Annotated in this window: 20 protein-coding genes and 1 pseudogene; 15 read left to right on the top strand and 6 right to left on the bottom strand. The window is 73.7% G+C overall.

Annotated features, from left to right (window positions below; all coding sequences use genetic code 11):
- Positions 1-516: 516 nt before the first annotated feature.
- From PUR56_RS19610 to PUR56_RS19580, 7 genes are all read left to right on the top strand, one after another.
- Complete coding sequence (locus tag PUR56_RS19610; RefSeq protein WP_329881400.1) at positions 517-663, top strand: hypothetical protein; 147 nt, start codon at positions 517-519, stop codon at positions 661-663.
- Positions 664-689: 26 nt separating this feature from the next.
- Positions 690-905: a hypothetical protein gene (locus tag PUR56_RS19605; RefSeq protein ID WP_329881399.1), complete on the top strand. Its 216-nt coding sequence runs from the start codon at positions 690-692 to the stop codon at positions 903-905.
- A gap of 54 nt (positions 906-959) precedes the next feature.
- The gene (locus PUR56_RS19600; protein WP_329881398.1) at positions 960-1,232 is read left to right on the top strand and encodes a LuxR C-terminal-related transcriptional regulator; all 273 of its coding nucleotides are present in this window, start codon (positions 960-962) and stop codon (positions 1,230-1,232) included.
- 97 nt (positions 1,233-1,329) lie between these two features.
- A complete protein-coding gene (locus PUR56_RS19595; RefSeq protein ID WP_329949883.1) occupies positions 1,330-2,280 on the top strand; it encodes a 2-hydroxyacid dehydrogenase in 951 nt (316 codons plus the stop codon).
- A gap of 57 nt (positions 2,281-2,337) precedes the next feature.
- Positions 2,338-3,588 (top strand): acyl-CoA dehydrogenase family protein, encoded by a 1,251-nt coding sequence (locus tag PUR56_RS19590; protein ID WP_329949882.1) that lies wholly within the window; start codon positions 2,338-2,340, stop codon positions 3,586-3,588.
- Positions 3,589-3,632: 44 nt separating this feature from the next.
- Positions 3,633-4,385 carry an SDR family NAD(P)-dependent oxidoreductase gene (locus PUR56_RS19585; RefSeq protein ID WP_329949881.1) on the top strand — a complete coding sequence of 251 codons (753 nt, stop codon included), beginning with the start codon at positions 3,633-3,635 and terminating at the stop codon, positions 4,383-4,385.
- A 238-nt stretch (positions 4,386-4,623) separates the two neighbouring features.
- Positions 4,624-6,012 carry a TolB family protein gene (locus PUR56_RS19580; protein WP_329949880.1) on the top strand — a complete coding sequence of 463 codons (1,389 nt, stop codon included), beginning with the start codon at positions 4,624-4,626 and terminating at the stop codon, positions 6,010-6,012.
- A gap of 122 nt (positions 6,013-6,134) precedes the next feature.
- Here PUR56_RS19580 and PUR56_RS19575 read toward each other — a convergent pair whose 3' ends face one another.
- Positions 6,135-6,821, bottom strand: coding sequence for an NAD(P)H-dependent oxidoreductase (locus PUR56_RS19575; RefSeq protein WP_329881393.1), 687 nt, complete (start codon positions 6,819-6,821; stop codon positions 6,135-6,137).
- A gap of 90 nt (positions 6,822-6,911) precedes the next feature.
- On the opposite strand from PUR56_RS19575, the gene PUR56_RS19570 reads away from it, so the two are divergent.
- Together PUR56_RS19570 and PUR56_RS19565 are read left to right on the top strand one after the other, a co-directional pair.
- Positions 6,912-7,373: a MarR family winged helix-turn-helix transcriptional regulator gene (locus tag PUR56_RS19570; RefSeq protein ID WP_329949879.1), complete on the top strand. Its 462-nt coding sequence runs from the start codon at positions 6,912-6,914 to the stop codon at positions 7,371-7,373.
- Positions 7,374-7,583: 210 nt separating this feature from the next.
- Complete coding sequence (locus PUR56_RS19565; RefSeq protein WP_329881391.1) at positions 7,584-8,489, top strand: class I SAM-dependent methyltransferase; 906 nt, start codon at positions 7,584-7,586, stop codon at positions 8,487-8,489.
- 178 nt (positions 8,490-8,667) lie between these two features.
- Here the strand turns inward: PUR56_RS19565 and PUR56_RS19560 are convergent, their stop codons facing one another.
- The 3 genes from PUR56_RS19560 to PUR56_RS19550 are packed head-to-tail and all read right to left on the bottom strand — an operon-like array spanning position 8,668 to position 11,953.
- Positions 8,668-9,774 carry an NAD(P)-dependent alcohol dehydrogenase gene (locus PUR56_RS19560; RefSeq protein ID WP_329881390.1) on the bottom strand — a complete coding sequence of 369 codons (1,107 nt, stop codon included), beginning with the start codon at positions 9,772-9,774 and terminating at the stop codon, positions 8,668-8,670.
- The gene (locus PUR56_RS19555) at positions 9,774-11,171 is read right to left on the bottom strand and encodes an aldehyde dehydrogenase family protein (RefSeq protein ID WP_329949878.1); all 1,398 of its coding nucleotides are present in this window, start codon (positions 11,169-11,171) and stop codon (positions 9,774-9,776) included. Before PUR56_RS19555 ends, PUR56_RS19560 begins: the two co-directional genes overlap by 1 nt.
- An 8-nt stretch (positions 11,172-11,179) precedes the next feature.
- Positions 11,180-11,953 carry a (5-formylfuran-3-yl)methyl phosphate synthase gene (locus PUR56_RS19550; RefSeq protein ID WP_329949877.1) on the bottom strand — a complete coding sequence of 258 codons (774 nt, stop codon included), beginning with the start codon at positions 11,951-11,953 and terminating at the stop codon, positions 11,180-11,182.
- Between the two features lie 430 nt (positions 11,954-12,383).
- Here PUR56_RS19550 and PUR56_RS19545 point away from each other — a divergent pair, with 430 nt between their 5' ends.
- The 6 genes from PUR56_RS19545 to PUR56_RS19520 all read left to right on the top strand — a co-directional run bounded on the left by PUR56_RS19545 (position 12,384) and on the right by PUR56_RS19520 (position 22,389).
- Positions 12,384-12,881, top strand: a complete 498-nt coding sequence (locus PUR56_RS19545) for an RICIN domain-containing protein (RefSeq protein ID WP_329881387.1) — start codon at positions 12,384-12,386, stop codon at positions 12,879-12,881.
- An 894-nt stretch (positions 12,882-13,775) separates the two neighbouring features.
- Complete coding sequence (locus PUR56_RS19540) at positions 13,776-13,976, top strand: DUF5988 family protein (RefSeq protein ID WP_329881386.1); 201 nt, start codon at positions 13,776-13,778, stop codon at positions 13,974-13,976.
- 11 nt (positions 13,977-13,987) lie between these two features.
- Positions 13,988-19,279: a type I polyketide synthase gene (locus tag PUR56_RS19535; protein WP_329949876.1), complete on the top strand. Its 5,292-nt coding sequence runs from the start codon at positions 13,988-13,990 to the stop codon at positions 19,277-19,279.
- Between the two features lie 61 nt (positions 19,280-19,340).
- On the top strand, positions 19,341-20,330 hold the full coding sequence (locus PUR56_RS19530; protein WP_329949875.1) for a spirocyclase AveC family protein: 990 nt from the start codon (positions 19,341-19,343) through the stop codon (positions 20,328-20,330).
- Positions 20,331-20,353: 23 nt separating this feature from the next.
- Positions 20,354-21,817: an NAD(P)/FAD-dependent oxidoreductase gene (locus PUR56_RS19525; RefSeq protein ID WP_329949874.1), complete on the top strand. Its 1,464-nt coding sequence runs from the start codon at positions 20,354-20,356 to the stop codon at positions 21,815-21,817.
- 254 nt (positions 21,818-22,071) lie between these two features.
- Positions 22,072-22,389: a hypothetical protein gene (locus PUR56_RS19520; protein ID WP_329881382.1), complete on the top strand. Its 318-nt coding sequence runs from the start codon at positions 22,072-22,074 to the stop codon at positions 22,387-22,389.
- A gap of 447 nt (positions 22,390-22,836) precedes the next feature.
- Here PUR56_RS19520 and PUR56_RS19515 read toward each other — a convergent pair whose 3' ends face one another.
- Together PUR56_RS19515 and PUR56_RS43515 are read right to left on the bottom strand one after the other, a co-directional pair.
- Complete coding sequence (locus PUR56_RS19515; protein ID WP_329881381.1) at positions 22,837-23,259, bottom strand: ATP-binding protein; 423 nt, start codon at positions 23,257-23,259, stop codon at positions 22,837-22,839.
- Between the two features lie 327 nt (positions 23,260-23,586).
- A pseudogene (locus PUR56_RS43515) lies at positions 23,587-23,736 on the bottom strand (CGNR zinc finger domain-containing protein); the annotation flags it as partial.
- Positions 23,737-24,578 lie beyond the last annotated feature (842 nt).

The raw sequence follows: 24,578 nt of genomic DNA, 5'->3' as shown, positions 1-24,578 counted from the left end.
CTCGGCTGCCTGGAGAACGGCCTCACCGTCCAGGGCATCAACTCCTTCTGGCAGAACGTCGCCCAGGGCGCCCTCCTCGTCGTCGCCGTCGTCATCCAGCAACGCCGCAACGGCGAACGCGCCGTCGGACTCCCCGCCTGATCAGCGCCCCGTGACCGGCGGTGCGGTCGCCGAGCCTCGGCCGTACCGCCGCGCGCTGCCCGGTCCGGCGGGGCCGGGCAGCAGCCCGTCCGCCCGAGCCCGCCCACCCGAGCCCCGGCCTGCCCGGGGCTCCCCCGTGCCCGGCCCCGTGCCCAGGCGCCGCAAGCAGCCCCCGCGGCACGTCACCGCGGCCCGGTCCCGCCGGCAGCCGGGCGCGTGCGGCAGTCCCCGCCGTGGTCCTGATCGAGGGCGAGGCCGGCCTCGGCACGTCCCGCCTGCTCCGCGAGGCCGTACCCGGCATGACGGCCCTGGGCCTCGCGGTGCGCAGGGGCCGGTGCGCCCCCCTGCGCGAGCCGCTCGCCCTACGGCCCGTTCGTGGAGGCTCTGCGGGAGGCGTGGCCGCTCCTCCCGCCCGACACCGCCTGCGGCCCCGTCACCGCCGCGTTCGTCTCCCACCTGCCCGACCTCGCCGACCGTCTGTCACCACGGCGGCCGTCCGCCGTCGGCACCCCGCGCCGGTAACTGATGCGGGCGGTCCGCGAGATGCCGTGCCCCCTCGGCCCCGCCGTCCTGATCACCGAGGGCGTGCACCGGCGGACGACGACACCCGGGCGTTCCTGGCGCTGCTCGCCGGGAACTCGCCGCCGCAGCTGAGGCTTGTCCTCACCTGCGGCGCCCGCGGCCACCGCAGCTACGGCAACGACCTCTCGCCACGCGAGCAGGAGGTCGCCCGGTTGCCGGCGGGCGGCGCCACCAACCGGTAGATCGCCCGCGCGCTCGCGCTCTCCCCGCGGACCGCCGAGCGCCACGTCGCCAAGGTGCTGTCCAAGCTCGGCGCCACCCGCGCCCGGCTGCACGGCGGCGCGCCCTCGACCTGCCCGGCCGGCGGGAGGCCCCACGGGCGCCGAACGCAGCCCGGGGAATTGCGGGAGATCGAACCGAATGCGACCGATTCCGTCGCCACCGGAGCCACCAACCAGGACATCGCCCGCGCGCTCTCGCTGTCGCTCCGCACGGCCGAGCACCACACCGCCAGCATCCTGCGGAAGCTCGGCGTCACCCGCGCCCGAATGCGCGACGCCGCCCTCTGACGGCCACGGCTGTCGTCCTGTCACAACCGGCGCGGCTGTCCGGTCCTGTGGGATGACCGGTACCAACCGGCATCCCCCGGACGGAAGGCCGACCACCGTGCCAGCCCACGCGCCCCCGTACCCCCGGCAGGTCTGGCTGCCCGCCGAGTTCACCACCCTCACCGACCTCCCCGACCGGCTGGACTACGCCCGCTGGGACGGCCACTCGCCGTTCCCGTCGGACCCGGGCACCGTGGAGTTCTACGTACCGCCCCTCGTCCAGGACATCGGCGTCATCGGCAGGCCGCTGCACCGGATGACACGCCTGAGGGCCGTCCAGGCCCTCAGCTCCGGCACCGACGCCCTCGGGGCGCGACTTCGCCGACTCCCGGGCCGCGTCACCCTGTGCAACGCCCGCGAGGTCCACGCCCGCAGCACCGCCGAGCTGGCCCTGACGCTCGTCCTCGCCTCCCTGCGCCACCTCCCGGAGTTCACCCGCGCCCAGGACGCCGGGGCCTGGCAGCCCGTGGTGTCCCCGTCCCTGTACGGGCGTTCGGTGCTCATCGTCGGGTACGGCGAGGTCGGCACCGCCCTGGACGACCTCCTCGCCCCGTTCGGCTGCGCGGTGACCCGCGTCGCGCGAACCGCCCGCACCGGCCCGCGCGGCCCCGTGCACCGCGCCGAGGACCTCCCCCGCCTCGTCCCGGACGCGGACGTCATCGTGCTGACGACCGCACTGACGCCCGCGACCCGCCACCTGGTCGACGCGGACCTGCTGGAGCGCGCGCGGGCGGGCTCGCTACTGGTGAACGTGGCCCGGGGAGCGGTCGTCGACACCGCGGCCCTGCTCGCTCGGGTGCGCGACGGCCGGCTGCGGGCCGCGCTCGACGTGACCGATCCGGAGCCGCTGCCGGCCGGCCATCCGCTGCGCACGGCGCCCGGAGTCCTGGTCACCCCGCACGTCGGCGCGTTCACCCGCGCCATGTGGCCCCGCCTCGAAGCCCTCGTCCGCCGGCAGTTGGACCGCTTCGCCGCCGGTGAGGAACTGGACAACGTCGTCGCCTACTGACGCCGAAGCACCCCCGTCTCCCGCCGCGCGGGACGACCGAGAGAGCAGGGACGATCCGTGGACACCGCACGCCCCACCACCGCACATCCCGCCACCACGCACCCCACCGCCGAACCCCCCACCGCCGTGCGCCGGCCCGGCGCTCCCAAGGACCTCGACCCGGTCGCCGCCGCACGCTCGCTGGTCCCGCTCCTCACCGACCAGGCGCCCCGCACCGAGGAGCGCCGCCGCCTCACCGACACCTCCCTCACCGCCCTGCGCCGCGCCGGCCTGCTGCGGCTCGGCACACCCCGGCGGTTCGACGGCCACGGCGCCGGGGTCCTGACCGCGGTGGACGTGTGCGAGGAACTGGCCCGCGGCTGCTCGGCCGCCTCCTGGTTCGTGGGTATCGCCTACGGCGGCGCCCTGTTCGCCTCCCAACTCGACCACCCCGAACGCGCCACCCTGTGGCAGGACGACCCCGACGCCGTCGTCTGCGGCACCGCCAACCCGTCCGGAACGGCGCGCCCCTCGGCCGCGGGCTGGACGCTGAACGGCCGCTGGCCCTGGATCTCCGGCATCCACCACGCGCCCTGGACCCTGCTCGGCTTCACCCGGGACGGCTCCGACGGGGAGCCGGAGCGCGGCATGGCCCTGGTCCCCACCCACGCCCTCACCGTCGAGGACGTGTGGCACATCGCGGGCATGCGCGGCACCGGCAGCGACACCGCCCACGCCGAGGAGGTGGACGTCCCCGCCTCCCGCACCCTCTCGCTCACCGCCCTGGCGGAGGGCGCCTACCGCGGGCGCCATCCCGGCGAACCTCCGGTCACCTTCCACCTGTCCATCAACCCGCCACTCGTGGCGACCGGTGTCGGGATCGCCGCGGCGACCCTGGAGAAGGTACTGGGCGCCGCCGCCCGGGGCAGGCGCACTCCCTCGCCCCTGCACCACCTGATCGCCGAATCCCCCGCCCACCAGCTCAACGTGGCGCACGCCGCCGTCCTGATCGACACCGCACGCCTGCACCTGCGCCGCGCCGCCGGCGAGATGGACGCGCACGCCCGCGCCGGCCACCGCCCCGAGCTCGCCGATCGGGCCCGGCTGCGCATGGACGCCGCCCACGCCATGCGCTGCGCCCGGCAGGCCGTGAGCCTGCTGCTGGACACCGCCGGCGCGGGCAGCCTCGCGGACGGCTCCGACCTGCAACGGGCCTGGCGCGACATCGAGACGGCCTCCCGGCACGCCGCCCTCGGCGTCCAGAGCGCCCAGGAGATCTACGGCCGCACCCTCCTCGGCGCCCCGCTGCCACCCAGCCCGCTCATCTGATCCGCCGACCAGCCGATCACACGATCACCCGAAAGAAGCAGACGATGACGACGACGGCCGACGGACGGGTGGCACTGGTCACCGGCGCGGGAGGAGGCATCGGCGCAGCGATCGCCGCGCGCCTGCACGAGCAGGGCCACCGGGTGGCCCTGCTGGACCTCGACGGTGACGCCGTCACCGACCTCTCCGGCGCGCTCGACCCGCACGGGCGCACCGCGCTCGCGGTGCGGGCGGACGTGACCGACCCGCACGCGCTGGGAGCCGCACTGCGCGCGGTCCGGACCACGTGGCACGCCCCCGACATCCTGGTCAACAATGCCGCCCGCACCGCCGCGGGCTCCGTGTGGGACGTGACCGTGGAGGAGTGGGACGCCGTGATGGCGACCAACCTGCGCAGCGTCCTCGCCCTGACCAGGCTGTGCGCGCCCGCGATGCGCGAGCGCGGATGGGGCCGCGTGGTCAACCTCGCCTCACTGGCGGGCCAGCAGGGCGGCACGCTCGCCGGCCCCCACTACGCCGCCGCCAAGGCCGGGGTCCTCGTGCTGACCAAGGTCTTCGCCCGTGAACTGGCGGCACACGGGGTGACCGTCAACGCCCTCGCCCCCGCCGCCGTCCACACCGCCGCGGTGGCGCGGCTCGGCGCCTCGGCGGTGGCCGCGGCGGCGCGGACCATCCCGGTCGGCCGGATGGGCCGTCCCTCGGAGGTGGCGGCCCTCGTGGCCTACCTGGTGAGCGAGGACGGCGGCTACGTCACCGGTGCCACCTTCGACATCAACGGCGGCGCCCACATGCGCTGAGCCCGCACACCGGCCCCGGGCCCCGGCCCCCGGCGCAGCCGTGCGACGTGCGACGTGCGACGTGCGACGTGCGGGTCGGTCACGTCCACCCGAACCCCCGAGCTGACGAGGCGTCACGGGCACGTTCTTTTACGGACAATCGTCCACCGGGGCGTTGACCGCCCACCCGCCCTGGCTATTGGCTCAGGGGGCCCGCCGGCCAACGAGGCCCGGGGGTAAGCCCGTTCGGGAGGACCTGATGTTCGCACCGCACCGTGCCCGATCCCTCACCGCCGCCGGCGCGTGCGCGGTGGCCGCCGTTCTCACGGCAGCCACCACAGGGCCCGCCACGGCTCGCCCCGCCTCCGCACCACCGCGCGTCGAACGGATCAGCCAGGCCCCCGGCGGGGCACAGGCCGACGGCGACTCCTACCTCGGCGCGCTCTCCGCCACCGGCCGCTACGCCGTCTTCACCTCCGACGCGGCCAACCTGGTGGCCGGTGACACCAACGGCGACTCCGACGTCTTCGTCCGCGACCTGCTCACCGGGCGGACCGAGCGCGTCAGCGTCGCCGACGACGGCGCCCAGGCGACCGGCACCTCCTCGGGGGCGGCGATCAGCGCCGACGGCCGCTACGTCGCCTTCGCCTCGGACGCCCCCGACCTGGTGCCCGGCGACACCAACGGCACCTTCGACGTGTACGTCCGCGACCGGGTCGCCGGGCACACCGAGCGGATCACCGCCGGCGACCCGTCCCGGCCCCAGACCGGCGGCACCGACACCCCGGTGATCAGCTGGGACGGCCGCTACGTCGCGTTCGCCTCCGGCCGAAGCGATCTGGTCCCGGGCGACACCAACCGCGTCGCCGACATCTTCGTGCACGACCGCCGCACCGGCACCGCCCGGCGGGCCAACGTCGCCGACGACGGAACCCAGGCCGGGAGCCCGGCCCGGCACCCCGCGCTCAGCGCCGACGGCACCCGCATCACCTTCATCTCCCGCGACAGCCTCGCCCCGGCCCCCGAGGACGGCCCGGAGGAGGACCTGGCGGAGGACCCGGCGGACGGCGGTGGCGCGCAGATCGCCAAGCCCCGGACCTACCCGCTGTACGTCCACGACCTGCGGACCGGCAGAACCCGCCCCGCCAGCATCGGCCCCGACGGCAAGAAGTACGGCGCCCTCGACGGCGGACTGAGCCCCGACGGGCGCTACGCGCTCTTCAGCTCCTACACGTCCATGGTCACCGGCTACACCCATCCGCAGATCTTCGTCCGCGACCTCCTCACGGAGACCACCGCCCTGGTCAGCACGGCCCACGACGGCGCGCCCGGCGCCGGGGACGGCCAGTCCCACTCCCCCGTGATGACCGCCGACAGCCGCCGGGTCTACTTCGCCTCGGCGGCCGCCAACCTGGTGCCCGGCGACACCAACGGCGTCGGCGACGTCTTCCGCCGTGACCTGTGGACGGGCCGGGTCGAGCGGGTCGCGCCGTCCGCCGACGGCTCCGAGTCGGCGGTCGAGTCGGACGGACCGTCCATCGACGCGCTCGGTACGTCGGTGATGATCGCGTCCGCCGACACCCCCCTGATACCCGGGGACACCAACCAGCACCAGGACGTCTTCCTGCGCCGCCTGCCCCTGTTCTGAGCCGACCGGTCGACCCTGCCGCCGACGGCTTCCGGGCCCTCGCCCGCATCGGCGGCGGGCGCCGCGCCGGGCGCCGGGGCCGGCCCGCACGGAGCGTCGCGCCCCCGGCCCCGCCGGCCCGTTCAGCGGCCGGGGGGCGCGGCCTCCCGGCCGTGCGTTCCGGGGTCCGCGGAGCCGCGGGTCGGGGCGAGGGCGGCGAACCGCTTCTCGGTGTCGAGGAGCATCTGCCGGCGCTCCTCCGGGGTCCGCCGGGTGACGCGGTCGAAGTTGACCCACCGCAGGCCCTTGACGCCGATCTTGCCGAAGGTCCCCTTGAAGAGGATCTTGGTCAACGGGTCGCGGTACCACCAGCGGTAGGCCCTGTCCGGGGTGGTCATGACGGACAGGACCGTGACCCCCTGCAGCCGCGGCAGCAGGTTGCGGAACGGGCTGCCCTTGGCCTCGGGCCGTTCGGCGAACACCACGCCCTTGGTGAGCACCCGGTCGAGGAACCCCTTGGTGGCCGCGGGCATCGCCTCCCACCACACCGGGAACGCGAACACCAGGTGGTCGGCGGCCAGCAGGCGGTCCTGGTAGTCGCGCACCTGCGGGTCTGTCGCGGCGCCCTGCCGCCACGCGACGAGGTCCTGCCGGGTCATCACCGGCGAGAACCCGTCGGCGGCCAGGTCGATCAGGTCCACGTCGTGCCCCGCCGCGGTGGCGCCCCGGACGGCAGCGGCGGCGACGGCGGCGGTGAAGCTGCGCTGGTGCGGAACGTTGTCGGCCGAGGCAAAGGTGTACGGGTGGTCGAGGACCATCAGAACGCGCATGCGGTACTCCGGAGGAAGAGGAAACCGTTTCGCCAGCAACGGTTGCAGTCAGAACCGTCGCCTGTCAAACGAATGGGCTACCCTGACCCCATGAACAAGCCGATGCCGGACGATCTGGCCACGCTCTGGTATCTCACCCGCCGGGTCGCGGGCCTGATGGACCGTGCCAGCGAGGCGCTCTTCCAGCAGGAGCTGGGCATCTCCCTGGCACAGTTCCTCGTGCTCTCCGTCATCGACGCCCACCCCGGACCGCTCAACCAGCAGCAGGTGGCCGACCGGCTCGGCCTGACCAAGGGCACCGTCAGCCGCCAGATCGACCACGCGGTCTCCGCCGGACTGGTCGCGGTCCGGCCGTCCCCGCACAGCCGCCGGGAGAACGCCGTCCTCCTCACCCCGGCCGGCACCGATCTGGTCCGACGCGGCGACACGGCCCTGCACCGGGACCGCACGGCGTTCCTGCCGCGCCTCGACCCGGACGACATGCACGCCGCGATCCGTGTCCTGTCGGCCATGAACGACGCCCTCAGCCCCGCCCACGGTGCGCACCGCTGAGGCCCCGCCCCGGTACTGACCGCCGAATGCCCGCCGGCACCCGTGGACCCGACCACGACGAGGGCGCGCCCGGAGGGGAATACCCCAGGATTCACCCGTTCCAGTGAATCCGGCGGGCTCCCCGGCCGGGAGGCAGGCGCCGCGCGGACAGTGGGAGAGACGCGGGGAGCTTCGACCCAGGGGTCTCGACACCCGCCCGAGGGAGGACGCATGGTCGACGCAGCGCGTCGGGGCACAGGTACGGACGGCGTGAAGGGGGGCATCGGCATCACCGCGCTCCTGGTCGCCGCAGCGCGGGCGATCGAGACCCACCGGCACGACAGCCTCGCCCGCGACGACTACGCGGAGCACTTCGTCCGCGCCGCACCGGCGTCCGCGGCGTGGCCCGTCCGCCTCCACGAGGTGCCGGAAGGCGACGCGAACCCGCTGTGGGGGCGTTTCGCCCGGTACTTCGGCCTGCGGACGAAGGTCCTCGACGACTTCCTCCTCCGGTCGGCGCACGCGGGGGCCCACCAGGTGGTCCTGCTCGGGGCGGGGCTCGACACCCGGGCGTTCCGGCTCGACTGGCCGCCCGGCTGCGTGGTCTTCGAGATCGACAGGGAGGGCGTGCTGGCGTTCAAGCACGACGTGCTCGACGGGCTGGCGACCACCCGGAAGGCGGCGCGCGTACCGGTCCCGACGGACCTGCGCGCCGACTGGGTCGGCGCCCTGACCGGGGCCGGCTTCGACGCGTCGGCGCCGAGCGTCTGGCTCGCCGAGGGGCTGCTGTTCTACCTGCCCGCCGCGGCCGAGACGTACCTCATCGACACGGTGGACCGGTTGAGTCCGGGGGGTAGCGCCCTGGCCTTCGAGGTCAAGCTGGAGAAGGACCTGCTGGCCTACCGCGACAGCCCGATCTACACGTCGACGAAGCATCAGATCGGCATCGACCTGCTCAGCCTGTTCGACGGCGGGCCCCGGCCCGACTCCGCGGGCCGGCTGACGGGCAAGGGCTGGTCGACGTCGGTCCACACCCCCTTCGACTTCACCCGCCGCCACGGGCGCGGCCCGTTGCCCGAGCAGAACGACGCGTTGGCGGGCAACCGGTGGGTGTTCGCGAACAGGTCCCGCACGTAGGGCCGCGCACCGGCCCCGCCGGCCGGACCACCGCGCGTCGGACCGCCGTCCGACGCCGGGCCGCCGTTTGACGAAGGGCCGCCGTTCGACGAAGGCCGGGGCCCGGCGGGCGGGAGCCGCTCCCGCCCGCCGGGCCCCGGCCGCTGTCACGGCCCCCCGCTCATCCGCCTCTCCTCCGCTACGGCACCAGGACGGGTTTGACCACCCGCCCCGCCTCGCAGTCGCGTTCGGCCTCGTTGACGGCGGCGAGCGGGTACGTACGGATCAACTGGTCGAAGGGGAACCGACCGGCCTGCCACAGCCCGGTCAGCCGCGGGATCAGCAGCCCCGGCACCGCGTCCCCTTCGCAGATGTGGGAGATCCGCCGACCCCTGTCCAGGGTCCCCGGCTCCAGGGGCAACGGGGTGTGGAGCCGTGCCACCAGCCCGAGGTGGCCGTTCGGGCGCAGGGACCGGAGCGCGTCGTTGATCAGCGGAGCCGACGCCGTGGTGTCCAGCGCGAACTGCGCGCCGCCGTCGGTCAGCCGCCGGATGCGGTCCGGCAGGTCCGCCGGGCCCGACAGGCCGGCCGAGGCGGTGCGCAGCGGGAACGCGCCGAACCGCTCGGCGAGGGCCAGCCGTTCGCGATGCCGGTCGACGGCCACGGTCACCGCCCCCGCGGCGGTCGCCGCCATCACCGCGGCCAGGCCCACCGCGCCGGCGCCGAGGACGACGAGGGTGTCGCCCGGGCCGGCCCGGAAGGAGTTCAGCACAGCTCCCGCACCGGTGAGGAAGCCGCAGCCGAGCGGTCCGAGCAGTTCGACGGGCAGCAGCGGATCGACCCGGACGGCGTTGCGGGCCGGGACCATCGCGTACTCGGCGAACGAGGACTGGCCGAACCAGCGGGGGGCCAGCCGGCGCCCGGCCGCGTCGGTGAACCGCGCCGCCTTCTCCTCGCGCCCTCCGAAGAGGTTGAGCGAAGCGAAGGAGTCGCAGTAGGCGGGGGCCCCGCCCTTGCAGCTCCGGCAGTGCCCGCACGAGTCGAAGCTCAGGACGACGTGGTCGCCGACACTCAGGCCGGTGTCCGGGCCACCGGTCTCCGCCACGACCCCGGCCCCCTCGTGGCCGAGGACGGCGGGAAGCGGTGAGCGACCGGCCGAACGCCGGACCGCGAGATCCGTCCGGCACATCCCGCAGCCCGCGATCCTGACGAGGACCTCGCCGTCCGCCGGGCCTCCGTCCAGGACGACCTCCTCGACGGCGAACCGGCCCCCGTACCCGCGCAGCACCGCGGCGTCGAACCTCATCACGCCTCCTCCGGACGGTGCAGGACGAACGGCCTGAGGTTCCCGTAGAGCCCCCACGGCCCGCCCGCGACGCCCACGCCGCTCTCCTTGGCGCCCGCGAAGGGCTGCGCGAGGGACAGCTCCGCGTGGTGGTTGATCCACGCCGTCCCGCACTCCAGCCGGTCGGCCACCGCCTCGGCCCGGTCCAGGTCGGTCCCCCACACCGAGCCGCCCAGCCCGTACCCGGTGCCGTTGGCCGCCCCGACGGCCTCGTCCAGGCTCCCGTACGGCAGGACCGGCAGGACCGGTCCGAACTGCTCCTCCGTCACCACCGGACTGTCGGGCGGGACGTCGGTCAGGATCGTCGGCGCGAAGAAGTAGCCGGGCCGGTCCAGTCGCCGGCCGCCGGCCGCGGCGCGGGCGCCGTCCGCCAGAGCCCGGGCCGTGTAGCGCTCGACCCGGGCCAGCTGGGGCGCGTTGTTGACCGGACCCAGCTGCGTGCGCGGGTCGGTCCCGGCTCCGACGGCGACGGCCTTCGCCCGCTGGGCGAGGGCCTCGACCACCTGCGCGTGGAGCCGGACCGGGGCGTACACGCGCTTGACCGCCATGCAGACCTGTCCGCAGTTGCGGAACGCCGCCCAGAACAGCCGGTCCGCGATCCGTTCCACGTCCACGTCGTCCAGCAGGATCGCGGCGTCGTTACCGCCCAGCTCCAGGGTGACCCGGGCCAGCGAGGCCGCCGCACCCCTCGCGACGTCCCGCCCGGTGGGGACCGAGCCGGTGAAGGTCACGTGCCGGATGCCCGGATGGGAGGCGAGACGGGCGCCGAGGGGTTCGCGGCCGGTGACGACCGTCAGCACGTCCTCCGGGAGCGCGGTGGACAGGACCTCCCCCAGCAGCCTGGTGGCGAGCGGGGTGAACGGGGAGGGTTTGAGCACCATGGTGTTGCCCGCGGCGAGGGCGGGCGCGATCTTCGCCGACGCCAGTTGGAGCGGGAAGTTCCACGGGACGATCGCGGCGACCGGCCCGAGCGGTCGCCAGCGGACCTCGCTGCGCACCGGCCGGCCGTCCGTGATCGGCCGGGACCGCGGATCCAGCTCGGCGAAGTAGCGCAGCCGGGCCACCGTACGGGCGACCTCCGCGGACGACTCGGCCAGGGGCTTGCCCTGTTCGCGGGTGAGGAGCGGGGCGAGCTCGGGCCCGGCCGACTCCACCGCGTCGGCCGCCGCGAGCAGCGCGGCGGTGCGGGCGGCGGGGTCGGCCCGCCAGCCGCGCCAGGCCCGATGGGCCCGGTCGACGGCGGCGTCCACCTCCTCCGGCCGCTGGTCGGGGGCCTCGTCGAACGCCTCGCCCGTGGCCGGGTCGAGGACGGCGAAGCGCCGGTCACCCGTGGAGGGCACGGCCTCGTCGGTCGGCATGCCGCCGGTCAGCCCGCGGCGGCGACGGCGACGGCGTGCTCCCGGGCGTACCGGTCCATCTCGGCCCGGAAGGCGGCCACCAGCTGCGGCCGGATCCTCCCGGCGTCGCGGTCGCCGCCCTCGCACACCGCCCCGCGGACGCCGACGATGTCGGTGCCGATGCGGGTCAGCTCACCGAGGTCCACCGCCTTGACGCTTCCGGCGAGCGCGGCGAGCAGCTCGGCCTGGTGGGCCAGCCGGACGAACTCCGCGGAGACGTCGGGCGGCACGTGGTCGAAGAGCCGCGTCCCGTCCTTGATCGCGGTGTCGAGCATGGCCGCGTCGGCACCGGAGCGGTGGGCGATGTCGGGCAGGGCCAGCGGGTTGACGCAGCCGATCCGGTGCGCGTCGGCGTAGCCCGAGGCGACGACGAGCGCGTCCGGCCGGTAGTCCTTCACGGCTCGGACGACCCCGCGCATGACCTCGACGGCCTGGGTGGGCGTGGTGCAGCCGTAGAGGCCGACCTTGATGTACGTGGCTCCGGAGACCGCCGCGCCGAGGGCCGCCTGGGCCACCGTGCCGGGCTTGTAGGGCACGTCCCCCACGGTGGCGGACACCGGCTTGTCCGCCGGCACGGCGTCGCGGATCTCCCGGATGACCCACGGGTAGTTGGCGCCGAGCGAGCCCTCGTCGGGCTTCTTGACGTCGACGATGTCGAGGTACTCCGCCGCCTTGGCACAGTCGAGGGCCTCCTCGACGCTGTCCGGGGAGATGAGAAGCAACACCGTGGGACTCCATTTCATCGCCCGCGCACCTGCCGGAGGGCAGGGGCACGGGGCCATTCGGATCACTCGCGGTCTGACAGTCCGTTCATCATCACTGCGGCGCGCAGTCGTCGGTAGGGCGCGCGAAACCCGAGCGGATCACCGCCCCGGCGCGCCCCGCACCACCGTGCGCCGTACACACACGTTCGACACGGTCGAGCAGTCCCCGTCGGCCCACCCCACCGACCAGCCCTCCAAGCCCTCGCCGACGCCACTGCTCGACCGGCCGCGCGGGCCGAGATCCCGACGCCGCGACCCCATTCCCGGAACCGGCTTCCGGTGAAATCCGTTCAAGACAAACGCCGGGCGGCGGTCATGTTTTCGAGCCACTTTGCAACCGAACCGTTCAGCCGAACCCCAGGGGGGAAGCTTTGGGCTACCACCGGCCTGGGGAGAACTGGGGAGAACTGTGGATCTTCGCATCAGTAAGGGAACGACGGCACTGGCAGCCGGAGCAATCATGATCATGGTCGTTGCAAGCGCACCGTCCGCCAGTGCCTCGACCTCGGCAGGGCCCTTCACTTGGAGGAATGGCAACTCGGGTCTGTGTTTGGAGATTTGGGGCGACTCCACCGAGAACGGCGCCAGCGCCAACCAGTGGGAGTGCAACGGCTCGGCCACTCAAAAGTGGTATAGCTCCAACCCGAGCGGATGGGGCACCATTGTCAACGCGAACTCGGGCAAGTGCCTGGAGATTCGGGGTGACTCCAAGGCGAACGGCGCCGGCGCCAATCAGTGGGACTGCAACGGCTCAGACACCCAGAAGTGGTTCTGGGACTGGCAGACCGGCAATCTCGGGAATCTGAACTCGCGCCGGTGCCTGGAAATCAGGGGCGGCTCCCAGCAGAACGGCGCTGTCGTCACCCAATGGGACTGCAACCGCTCCCCCACACAGGCTTGGCGGTAGCGTCAGGTCAGGTGCTGTCTCTCGGATCTCCCGACAGAGCAGGGCTGTTGAGGTCAGGTTCACCGAAGGACGGTGCCGACCCCTTGGTCCCGTCCTGACAAGCTGACGCCCCTACCGGTGAGCCCACCACCGACGCGGGCCGCGAACAGCCCCCGGCCCGCGACGTCGAACCTGTTGATGCCGGGCTCGGCGGCGAGCTTCCTGCCGACGGTCGGGGGTCGGCGTCGGCCCGCCGAGCGGCGATGGCTTCGGCACGCCGCGCCCGGACGGGGCGAGACACGAGCGGAAGTCCTTCGTGGCACGCCCTCGCGCCCTCACCCATGATCTCCTACCGGACGACCCCGGACCGGCGGAGGGCGAACGCGCCTCCTGCTCGTGCCGGTGCGCGGCGACGGGCGAGGTAGCCCGGCGGCGTAGCACCAGAAGCTGCCCTGCGACTGACGTGCAGGCCCGGCGGGTGGGACTGGTCGACGCCGGGGATCGAGGCCAGGCCGGGTGAGGCGGATGTCCTGCCCGGTGGCCCGTTCGCCGTGCTCGCGCTCTGCCCGCCTGTCGGCGGGGGCCCGCGATTCACTCGGAGAGGGGTTTCGCGCCCCACTGCCGGCTGCGTCCACATTCTTTTCTCTGTAGGGCTGTTGACGGCTCATCCGTGTTGTAGTTCAGTGTGGGGCACCGGACAACAGCCAGTGCTGATGAGAAATACCTCCACGGCTGTCGGCCCCTGGGTCGCTCCCAGGGTGCTCAGGCCCGGATGACTCGGTCTTCTTCCGTGATCGTCGGCGATCCGGAAGCACATGCGGGGCCTGTGACCCCGATCCGCATTCCCTCCATCGCGTCACGTCAGCGGCAAACGGCGCCTCAGTTGCCTGCCGTCGGCGAAAAGGGATCCATGCCATGGTCACAATCATTCTCAGAGGTGGGCCGGACGGGCTCCACCACGTACAGCAGGCCGCGATCGACGAGACGTCGGAGACGGCCGTCGTGACGTACTACGGACATCACCTCCACTTCGAACGGACCGGAGAGGTCGAGACGGTCGAAGGCCGACAGGTGCCGGTGTTCCAGTGGCGCTACAGCACCGCGATCGCAGAGTAGCGGGCGGAGCCATGTCGGCATCGAGTGCGGAACCCATCGCGATCGTCGGGGTCGGATGCAGGTTCCCGGGCGGTGTGGAGTCCCCGACCGGGCTGTGGCGTCTGGCGGCCGCCGGTCACCAGACGGTCGGTCCGGTGCCCGCGGGACGGTGGAGGGCGGCGCGGCTGGCGGCCTGCCACGATCCCGACGACGCGGCCAGGGCCGGTCTGGGCTGCTTCCTGGACGGCGACATCTGGGCGTGGGATCCGGTAGCGCTGTCGGTGGCGCCGGCCGAGCAGCGATGGGTGGATCCGCAGTTCAGGTTGCTCGCGGAGGTCGCCTGGGAGGCGGTCGAGCATGCCGGACTCCCGATGGCGCGGGTACGCGGGTCACGGACGGGTGTGTACGTGGGCACGTACGCGCCGGACAACCTGTTCCGGGAGGCCCGCCCGGTCGAGGACGCGCCCAACAGTCCTTATCTCTTCGGGAACTTCGCCGCCGGCGCCGCCGGCCGGGTGGCGTTCGCGATGGACCTCCGCGGGCCGGTGATGGTGGTGAGCACCCACTGCTCGTCCGGGCTGGTGGCGGTGGACGCCGCATGCGGGGCCCTGACCCTGGGGGAGTGCGACACGGCGCTCGCGGGGGCCGTGCTGCTGATGGTCTCGCCCGAGACGCAGTACTGCGAGGCCCCGCTGCTCCTGTCGCAACGCGGGGCGTGCTACGCCTTCGACGCACGGGCCGACGGGTATGTGCGCGGCGAGGGCGCCGGGGTACTCGTCCTCCGGCGGCTGGCGGACGCGCGCAGGGACGGGGACCGGGTGCTCGCCGTGATACGGGGCAGCGCGGTCAACAACGACGGCCAGTCCGGCCGGTTGACCGCGCCGTCCACGCTGATGCAGCAGAGGCTGTTCCGGGAGGCTGTGGAGAAGGCCGGTATCGACCCTGGTGAGGTCGGGTTGGTGGAGGCGCACGGGCCCGGGACCGCTGTGGGCGACCCCGTGGAGTACACCTCGATCGACGCCGTCTACGGCCGAGGGAGGGGTCGCTGTGCGCTCGGGTCGGTCAAGACCAACATCGGGCACTCGGAACCGGTGTCCGGCATCGCCGGAACCATCAAGGCCCTCGAATGCCTGCGGCGAGGTGTGATCCCGCCCAACCTCAACTTCCGGGAGTGGAACCCCGCGATCCCGCGCGACGGCCGGTCCAGGCTGTTCGTGCCGACCGAGCTCACCCTGTGGCCCGTCGAGGACGGTACGAGGCTGGCGGCGGTGTGTTCGTACGGGGTCACCGGCACCAACGCCCACCTCGTGCTGGAGGCCGCTCCGCCGCTGCCCCGACCTACCCGCCCGACCTCGTCGCGCAGCCGGAGCGGCCCGGCCGGTGCCCAGGACCCGAGCGCGCCGGGCGACACGGACGGCAGTGCGGGAGCCTTCCTGATCCCGGTGTCGGGCACATCACCGCAGTCGCTCGCCCTGGCCGCCGCCCGGCTGGCGGACTGGGCGGAGGACGAGGGGGCCGCCGTCCCCCTGCTGGACATCGCGCACACACTCACGATGCGCCGTTCGCCCATGGACCACCGTCTGGGCATCGTCGCCCGCCATCACCACGAACTGGCCACGCGGGCACGCGCGTTCGTCGAAGGCCGGCCAACGGCGGGTGTGGCGTCGGGAGTGCCCGAGCTACCGCCTTCACACCCGGGGCCGGTCTTCGTCTTCACCGGGCAGGGCTCCCAGCGAGCCGGAATGTGCCAGGCACTGCTGCACGGCGAAGCGGCCTTCCGGGCCGCGATAGAGGAGATGGAAGGGCTCGTCCTCCGGGAGGCCGGCTTCTCCCTGCGCGAGATGATCGACCGTCCCGAGCAACTGGTGGGACTGTCGCGCATCCAGCCCACCCTCTTCGCCGTCCAGGTCGCCCTCGCCCGGCTGTGGCGGTCCTGGGGGATCGAACCGGTGGCCGTGATCGGGCAGTCGCTGGGCGAGGTCGCCGCGGTGGTGGTGGCGGGCGGGCTGAGCCTGCCGGACGGGGTACGGCTCATCTGCCGGCGCTCCTCGCTGCTGGCCGCCGTCTCCGGCGGGGCGATGGCCTCGGTGATGCTCGGCGCCGACGACGTGCGGGCCGCGATCGACGAAGCCGGCGCCTCGGGGGTTGCGCTGGGGGTGCTCACCTCCCCGGGCAGCACCGTCGTCTCCGGCGACAGTGCCGAGATCGCCGCCCTGACCGCGCGGTGGGAGGCCGCCGGCGTCGTGGTGAGACGGATCGACGTCGACGTGGCATCACACTCACCCCAGGTGGATCCCGTCCTCGACGAGCTGCGCACCGCCCTCGCCGATCTGCCCCCGGCCCGGCCCGCACTCACCTTCTACTCCACGGTCGCCCACGACCCGCGCGAGCCCGGACTGCTGGACGCCGCGTACTGGGTGCGCAACCAGCGCGAGACCGTCCGCTTCCACACCGCCGTTTCGGCGGCCCTGGCCGACGGCCACCGGCTGTTCATCGAATGCACCGCCCATCCCCTGGCGGTCCGGCCCGTCCTGGACACCGCCCGCCATGACGGCGTCCACGATGCCGTCGCCCTCGGCAGTCTGCAACAGGGCGAGGAGGACCAGGACGCCTTCCTCACCCACCTCGGCCGCCTTCTGGCCGCCGGCTACGACGGCATCGACTTCTCCACCCGCTACGGCCCCGGCCGGCTGGCCGAGGTGCCCGGCATCGCCTGGCACCGCACCCGCCACGGCGGCGACACCGCCCCCTACCGGCTCGTCGCCCCGCAACTGGTCGCCGCGACGCAGCATCCGCTTCTCGGCGGCTTCGTCCACGACCCGGACCACACCGAACGGTACCTGTGGCAGACCCCCGTCAGCCCGGTCCGGCTCCCCTGGCTCGACGACCACCGGGTGGCGGACGTCCCCGTGCTGCCCGGCACCGGGATGGTCGAGATGATGCTGGCCGCCGCCGTCCGCCTGTACGGCAGCGACCGTGTCGAGACCACCGGTGTCAGCGTGCTGACACCGCTCATCCTCGATCCGGAGCCGCTGGTCACCACCCGGCTGGTCCGCACCGGTGACACCGCCCTCGTCGAGATCGTGACCGCAGGCGACACCGGTGGCGTCGTCGTGCACGCGCGCGGCACCGTACGTGCGTTGCCCGAGCACGACGGCCCCTCGGCCCTCACCCCCGCCGAGCTCGATCCAGACGGCTGGCAGGACAGCGAAGTCGCCGCACTGCACCGGACGTTCAGGGACAAGCACAGCGTCGTCCACGGCCCTGCCTTCACCGCCATCGACCGCGTCCAGGTGCACCCTGCCGACGATCTGGCCGTCGCCCGGCTGCGCACGCACGAGAGCGCGAGAGTCTCCGCCTGGCCGATGTCCCTGCACCCCGCCCTCGCCGACCAGGTGGTGCAGAGCGCCGTCGCGGTCTGGCTCGCCCACCACACCCTCACCCCCGGCCCGGTGGTGGTCACCGGCTTCGAGCGGGTCCGGGTCTTCGGACCGACCGCCCACACCCGGCGAGCCGCTGTCCGTCTGCACGAGGCCGACGACCTGGGCTGCACGGCCTCCGCCCGGCTGGCCACCGCCGACGGCACCGTGGTCGCCGAGATCCGCGGCCTGCGGGTCCGCAACGTCACCTCGCCCACCGAGCGTTTCACCGCCCGCCTCTCCCACCAGGAGTGGGTCCCCGCCGCCGCGCCCGGGGACCGGCCCCGTGCCACCGATGGCACATGGACCCTGCTCGCCGCCGAGGACACCGCCTGGTCCACCGAGCTCGCCGCGCAGCTCGACGCCCGAACGGCAGGCTGCCGCCACCAGTCGCTGTCCAGCGCCCTCGGCGACCCGACCGCACCGCCCCGATGCTCAGGAGTCGTCCTCGCGCTGGGCGACGAGCGACCCGGTGAGAGCCCTGCGGACTCCAGTCGCACCTTGATCTCGCACGCCGTCACCCTCGTCCGACGGCTCTCGCAGTGGGACCACCCGCCCCGGCTGTGGGCCCTCAGCCGCGCGGGCCGGTCTCCGCTGTCCACGGCCGCCGTGCGCGGACTCTTCCGAACTCTGGCCTACGAGCACCCCGAACTATGGCCCAGCGTGCTGGAGTTCACGGAGGGAACGACTCCGCACGCGGACATCGTGGCGGAACTGCTCGACGACCGGCAGCTCCTCACCGAGACCGCGCTGCTGCCGCACGGGCGGTGCACCGCCCAGGTGCTCGCCGGACCGGACACCGCGCGGACCGCCCCGCCACCGGTACGCCCCGGAGCGGCCTACCTCGTCACCGGCGGCCTGGGCGGTCTGGGCCTGCTCACCGTCGAATGGCTCGCCCGGCACGGTGCGGGCCGGATCGTCGTCAACGCCCGCTCCACGCCGACGGACCGGACCAGGGTGAAGCTTCAGGCCCTGCGGGCGACGGGCAGCGATGTCGTCGTCGTCCGCGGCGACATCGCCGACCCCGCCGTCACCGCACGGGCGGTCACGGCAGCAGGCAGGGGCGGCGGCACACTGCGCGGGGTGTTCCACGCAGCCGGGGTCGTCGAGGACGCTACCGTCGCCAACCTCGACGACCGGCTCCTGGAACGCGTCTGGCGCGGCAAGGCCGAAGGTGCCTGGGCCCTTCACCGCGCCACCGAGCAGACCGATCTCGACCACTTCGTCGTCTACTCCTCCGTCGCCTCGCTCATCGGCTCGCCGGGACAGGCCGCCTACAGCGCCGCCAACGCCTTCCTCGACGGCCTCGTGGCGCATCGTCTCCACCACGGCCTGCCCGCCACCGCGATCCAATGGGGCGCCTGGAGCGACGTCGGCCGCGGCCGGCACCTGGCCGACCGCGGATTCCTCACCATCACGCCCGCCGACGGCATCGAAGCCCTCGAACGCATTCTGAGCGCCGGACACCGGCAGGTCGCCTACTCCCCCCTGGATCCCGACCGGTGGACCGCCCCCTACCCGGCCCTGCGCTCGTCCGTCCTCCTCGCCCCGCTCCTCCTCCCCGACGACACCATGGACGACGCGACGGACATCCGCGCCCGGCTCCTGGCTTCGGGCGACCCGTCGCAGCGCCGGGAACTCCTGGTGGCCTTCGTCATCGAGACCGTCCGCGACCTGCTCGGCCGAACAACGCACCACATCGGCCCGCACACCGGCATGGTCTCGCTCGGGCTCGACTCCCTCGGCGCCGTCCAGCTCCAGCAACGCCTCCAGCGCGCCCTGCGCACCGAAATGAAGCCAGGTGTGATCTGGGTCAAACCCAGCGCCGCCGCCCTCGCCGACTGGCTGCTCGACCACCTGGGGCTCGCCGCCGACGGGCAGGACCCGAAACCTGCCGGCTCCTGACCTCCCTCGACTCGGCCACCGAGCCCAGGCCGTACGGACACCTCGATCCCACGGAGGCCCCGTGACCAGCCGGCCCCCCGATGCGGCACCCGCCACCACTCACACCCCGAGGTCCGGCACCCGCCGCTGGCGCAGCCCTGTCGCGGTCTGGGCCGGGTGCGGATTCGTCGCGCTCCTCGCCCAGGCCGTGATCTTCGCGCGGTGGCTCGCCGCCGGGGACATCCACAGCGCCCCGAAGGACTTCGCCATCCCCGCCCACCGCGCCGCCCTCGTCTGGGCCGAGCAGGCCGCCGGGATCCTCATCGTCGTCTGCTGCGTCATCGTCGCCCTGCGACAGAGCCGCAGGGAACACAACGTCTCCTGGAACGCGGCCCTCGTCATCGGCGGCACCTTCACCTTCTGGCTGGGATTCCTCAGCTGCTGGGACCGCCAGTACGCCGCCGCCAACCGATACGCCCTGAACATCACCAGCTGGGCACCGTACGTTCCGGGCTGGCACGGTCCCGACCCCGGACAGCAGATCGAAACCCTCGTCGCGGCGCAGATCCTGATGTACACCGCCCTCGTCGTCTGGCCGTGGGGACAGCAACTCCTGCTGCGCCCCGTCCTGCGGCGCAAGCCCCACTGGGGCATGATCCGCCTGCTCCCGGTCCTCCTGATCACGGGATTCGTCACCGATCTGGTGATCGAGGGCACCCTCATCACCCTGCTCGGGGCATACTCCTGGCCCACCGCCAACTGGAGCCTGTCCCTCTTCGGCGGCCACTGGTACCAGCTTCCGCTGGTCAACATCGCCATCGGCGCCGTCACCATGGCCAGCATGCCCACGTTCATGCTCCTGCGCGCCCAGCGCAGCGGCCGTCCCGTACACATCTTCCAAGGCGGCGAACGCTTCACCCGGCGTGCCGACGCCTGGCTGCGCGCCCTGGCCGGCGTGGGCTTCATGAACGTGGTCATGGCCCTCTACTGGGTCCTCATCCCGCTCCTCGCCACCGCCTCGGGCCCCGGTCCCCTCCCGCCCGACACTCCTGGCTGGCTCTGGCACACCTGACTCCCGCAGACCCTGGAGGAACCGTGCAGTTGGAACGCGGCTCGGCAGACACCGGCCCGGAACTCTCGCCACCAGGCCTCTGGGAGCGTCTCAGGGCGGTCCGGAGCACCACCGAACCACCGAACCACGCGGATTCACGCCGCGCCGTGATCGTCGGCGCCGGCATCGCCGGCCTGCTCGCCGCCCGCGTCCTCGCCGACCACTATCCGGACGTGGTCGTCCTCGACCGCGATCGGCTGCCCGCCACGCCCGCCAACCGCAGGGGGACCCCTCAGGACAGGCACGTGCACGCCCTCTTCACCGGAGGCCTGCGCGCCATCGACGCCCTGCTCCCCGACTTCACCGACGAGCTGAGCGACCGCGGCGGCCATCGCATCGACGTCGGCCGCGACCTCGCGCTGGCCACCCGACACGGGTGGGGCGTCCGGTTCGATTCCGGCCTCCACGCCGTAGGCGCCAGCCGCCCGCTGATCGAGGCGACCGTCAGGCAGCGCGTCCTCGCGGTGCCAGGCGTCCACCTACTCCAGCACACCCAGGCCGACGGCCTCATCGGCTCCCCACAGCACCTGGGCGCCGTCCGTGTCCGCGACCTGACCACCGGCACCGTCTCGGAGCTGGCGGCCGATCTCGTGGTGGACGCCGGCGGACGCGGCTCCCACCTCCCCCAGTGGCTGGCCCGTCTGGGCTGTCCACCCGTGCCGGAAACCGTCGTCAACGCCCACACCGGCTATGCCACCCGCCTCTTCCGCCTGCCCCGCCCGCCCGCGCTGTGGCGCAGTTGCTACGTCATGGCCATGGGCCCCCACACCACCCGCGGCGGTGCGATCGCCCCTGTCGAGGGCGACCGCTGGATCGTCACCCTCTACGGAATCGGTCGGGACCGCCCCACCCCCGCCGCGGAGGACTTCCTACCCTTCGCCCGATCGCTGCCAGCACCGGCCATCGCCGAAGCCCTGACCGACGCCGAGCCCCTCACCCCTGTGAGATGCACCAACGCGACCACCAACCGCCGACGGCACCTGGCGCGCGCCGGCGGTCTGCCGGACAACCTGGTCGCCATCGGCGACTCGAGCTGCTGTTTCAACCCCGTCTACGCCCAGGGAATGACCGTCGCCGCGCTCTCCGCGCGCGTGCTGGCCTCCAGCCTTGACCGACAGGGCGTCCGACCGGGCTTCGCCCGCCGGTACCACCATCGCCTCGACGCACTCCACAGCACTCCCTGGATGCTCGCGACCACCGCGGACCTCGCCTTTCGAGGCACGGAAGGACCAGCCCCCTCCCCGGTCCGACGACTCCTCGCCCGCCACCTCGACCGGGTCATCGCCGCCGGCACTCACGACCGCCATGCCCAGGCCGCTTTCCTCGAAGTCCTCACCATGGCCGCCCACCCCGCCGTGCTCCTCACACCGCGTGTGGCACTCAGCGCCGCCACCGCCCGGCACGGCACCTCCCACCCACCGACGCACAGCGCGCCCGGTCACGGATGAGGTCGAAGGTTCGCACCCGGGCGGCCGTCGCCCTGCTGGTGGTCGCGGTGGCCGCGCGGATGTCGGCCCCCCGCGCCGGCCGACGCGCATCTGGAGCCGGTGGAGCGGCCGGCGGTGACGGTGCCCAGGTTGGTCAGCACCAGTGAGGACGTGGTCGCCCCGCAGGTCGCGCGCCCGGCAGAGCGTCTTGGGCCGAATGCGGCACCGCGTGTGAAGGGTGGGTTTCCTCCGCCGTTTCGGGGCATCCGTGTCGCATGACCATCTACGTCGTGACCGTTCCCGGCACCTTCCTCACCGAGCCGACCCCCGAGACCCGCGCGGAGCTGGTCCGTGCGCTGCGCGCGTCCGATCCGCGCGAGACGGACCTGGGGGCGGCCGAGGACCTGGACCTCCTCACCCTCTACCCGGACTCGTCGGCCTTCAGCCTGCGGCTGGAGGTCGAGGCCGCCGATTCCGGCGCGGCGGAGGCCGAGGCGCGGGACCTCGCGGCGGATGCGCTCCGCAGGGTCGGCCTGCCGGCCGACGAAGCCCCGCTCGGAGATCCGGTGACGACCGGAATCACCATGGCGTGACGCACCGGAGTCCGCGGCCCCGAGGCGGGCCGCGTCCTGGTGCCCTCCGGGTGCGCCCCGGGTACGTGCGACACGGACCGGCCCGGGGCGGTCCGGGAGCACTGGCGGGCGGACCCTACCCGACCGGCCGACCGCCGAACCCGCCCGCAGGTGCGCGGTGCCCGACCCCCGCGCGTCGAGGACGGCGGCGGCCGGGCCGGAGCGGCACGCCCGACCGGGCCCGTAAACCTTCCGCCTGGTCAAGAAGCATGCGCTCCAGTCTGTTCCGCGCCTGAACCGCCACGGCGTGCAGTGCCGCCGTGAGGACCCCCGTCGTCGCCGCGGCCATCGCTCCGGCGACCAGTCTGCTCGTCTTCATCCGACTCCCTTTTCGAGAAGTGGCCCGCGCGGCCCGCAGAGCGCCGTCCAAAGGGGCGGCTCAGGGGCAGCACCGGTCGGCGGCCGGGGTCAGTGCCCCGGTTGTCCGGGCGGGTGGAAGCAGGCGGTGACCGTCTTGCCGCGCTCGTCGGGCCGGGTCTGCCACGTGTCGGCGAGGGCGTCGATCAGGGCCATACCGCGGCCCGAGACGGCGTCCTGCCCGGCCTCGCGCGGGCGCGGCTCCTGGCTGGACGCATCGTGGACACTGACGTACAGGCAACTGCCGTCCCACGTCAGCACCAGCTCCGCGTCGCTGCGGGCGTGTACGTGGGAGTTGGTGATGAGTTCGGAGATCGTGAGGACGACGGCATCGGCCGTCTCGGGGGCGCGTTCCGTCCAGCCCAGTTCGTCGAGGTGCCGCCGGGCCCAGATCCGGCCCGCCCGCACGCCTCCGGAGACGGGCAGTGCCCTGGCCCAGCCGAGCGCCCGCATCGCGGGCTCCTGTCCGCTCATGGTGCTGCTCCCTCTGCCTCGGTTGCCTTGCGGGGTCGGCTGCCCCCGTTTCACCGAAGCACGCCCGGACGGGTGTCGGACGCAGGCCCGGCCGACAGACCGCCGAGTGCCCGCACGGACGGGAGACGTGACGCACGCGAACGTGGCGGAGAATGGACGCCGACTCGTCACCGTCACCGTCGTCAGGCTGGCGCGACCGGCGGCCTTCACCACGCGGCTGTGGCCGCTCCCGTGCCGAAGCCGCCCGGAGGGGCGGCGGACGGGTCGGCCACCCGACCGGCCCCGGACCGGCATCCGATCGCGTTCCGGGTGCGGGGCACGGGCCGGGGCCGGTCGGACCTTGGTGCGGTTGCCGCAGACGCGCGCGGAGCACCACCGGCCGCCGCGGTTCGCAGGCGTGGTCGGCCCGTACCGCCTCCCCGGTCCGGTTGAGTTCGGCCGGGTGAGTTCGGTCCCGGCGGAGGCGAGGGCGGTCAGTGCCCGGCGGCGGACCTACGGTTCCGCCCGATCGGCGTCGTCACCGGTGCCCAGGGCAGTGGCACAGGTGGAGGGGGCGAGGGAGCGGATGCCCGGCCAGGAGGCGGGGCGCAGCGCGGTGCCGGTGTCGGCGAGCGCCCGACAGGCCGGGCGGACCACTCCCGGCCGAGGTGGAGGTCGCGGCGCACCACCGTGCCGCCGGGCCCGAACCGGGTGTCCCAAGGGCCTGAGCTGTCACGCCCGATCCGAGGTCGCGCAGGCGGGCTCGTGCCAGGTCGTGCGCACAACCGCCCCGCCCCGCACGAGGTGCTCACTGGACCACGTCCGGCAGCACCCGCCCGCTCCGCGTGGCCGGGCCGAGGCCTGCGGCACGTGGACGCGGGCGGGCGCAGCGGTGGAGGGGACGGCGCGGGCGGCCGGGCGGCGGCGAGGGCGCCTCGTCGAAGATGTCGTCATGTCGAGGGATCTGCCCGCCCCGTCGGCCCGCCGAACCTCACCGCCACCCGAACGGGCTACCCGGACCCGTTCCGACCGTTCGCTGACCTGCGCGGACACTTCCTCCGCACCCGGGGGCCGGACTTGCCGGGGCAGGAGAGGCGCGCCACGACGTCGCCCGCTACGAGCCACGTGGTTCGGGGGCGTGTCCGTAGGGGTCACGCGCCCCCGACGCATGGCGCTTTACGGCCATGCGGGTGACCGGCCGCATGAGTGCCCCGGAAGTGGGAACTCCATCCCTCTCGACGATCAACCACCGCACAGAACGGACCCTCATGGGCAGCCAGGACCAGCACAGGACGCACGAGCACGTCGAAGCCCACCGCGCGGCGCCCCACACGCCCGCG

Origin of the sequence: Streptomyces sp. BE303 (genome assembly GCF_036290945.1) — a bacterium.
Taxonomy (GTDB): domain Bacteria; phylum Actinomycetota; class Actinomycetes; order Streptomycetales; family Streptomycetaceae; genus Kitasatospora.
Note: the sequence above shows the minus strand (reverse complement) of the source record. Positions and strands in the feature narration are given on the sequence as shown.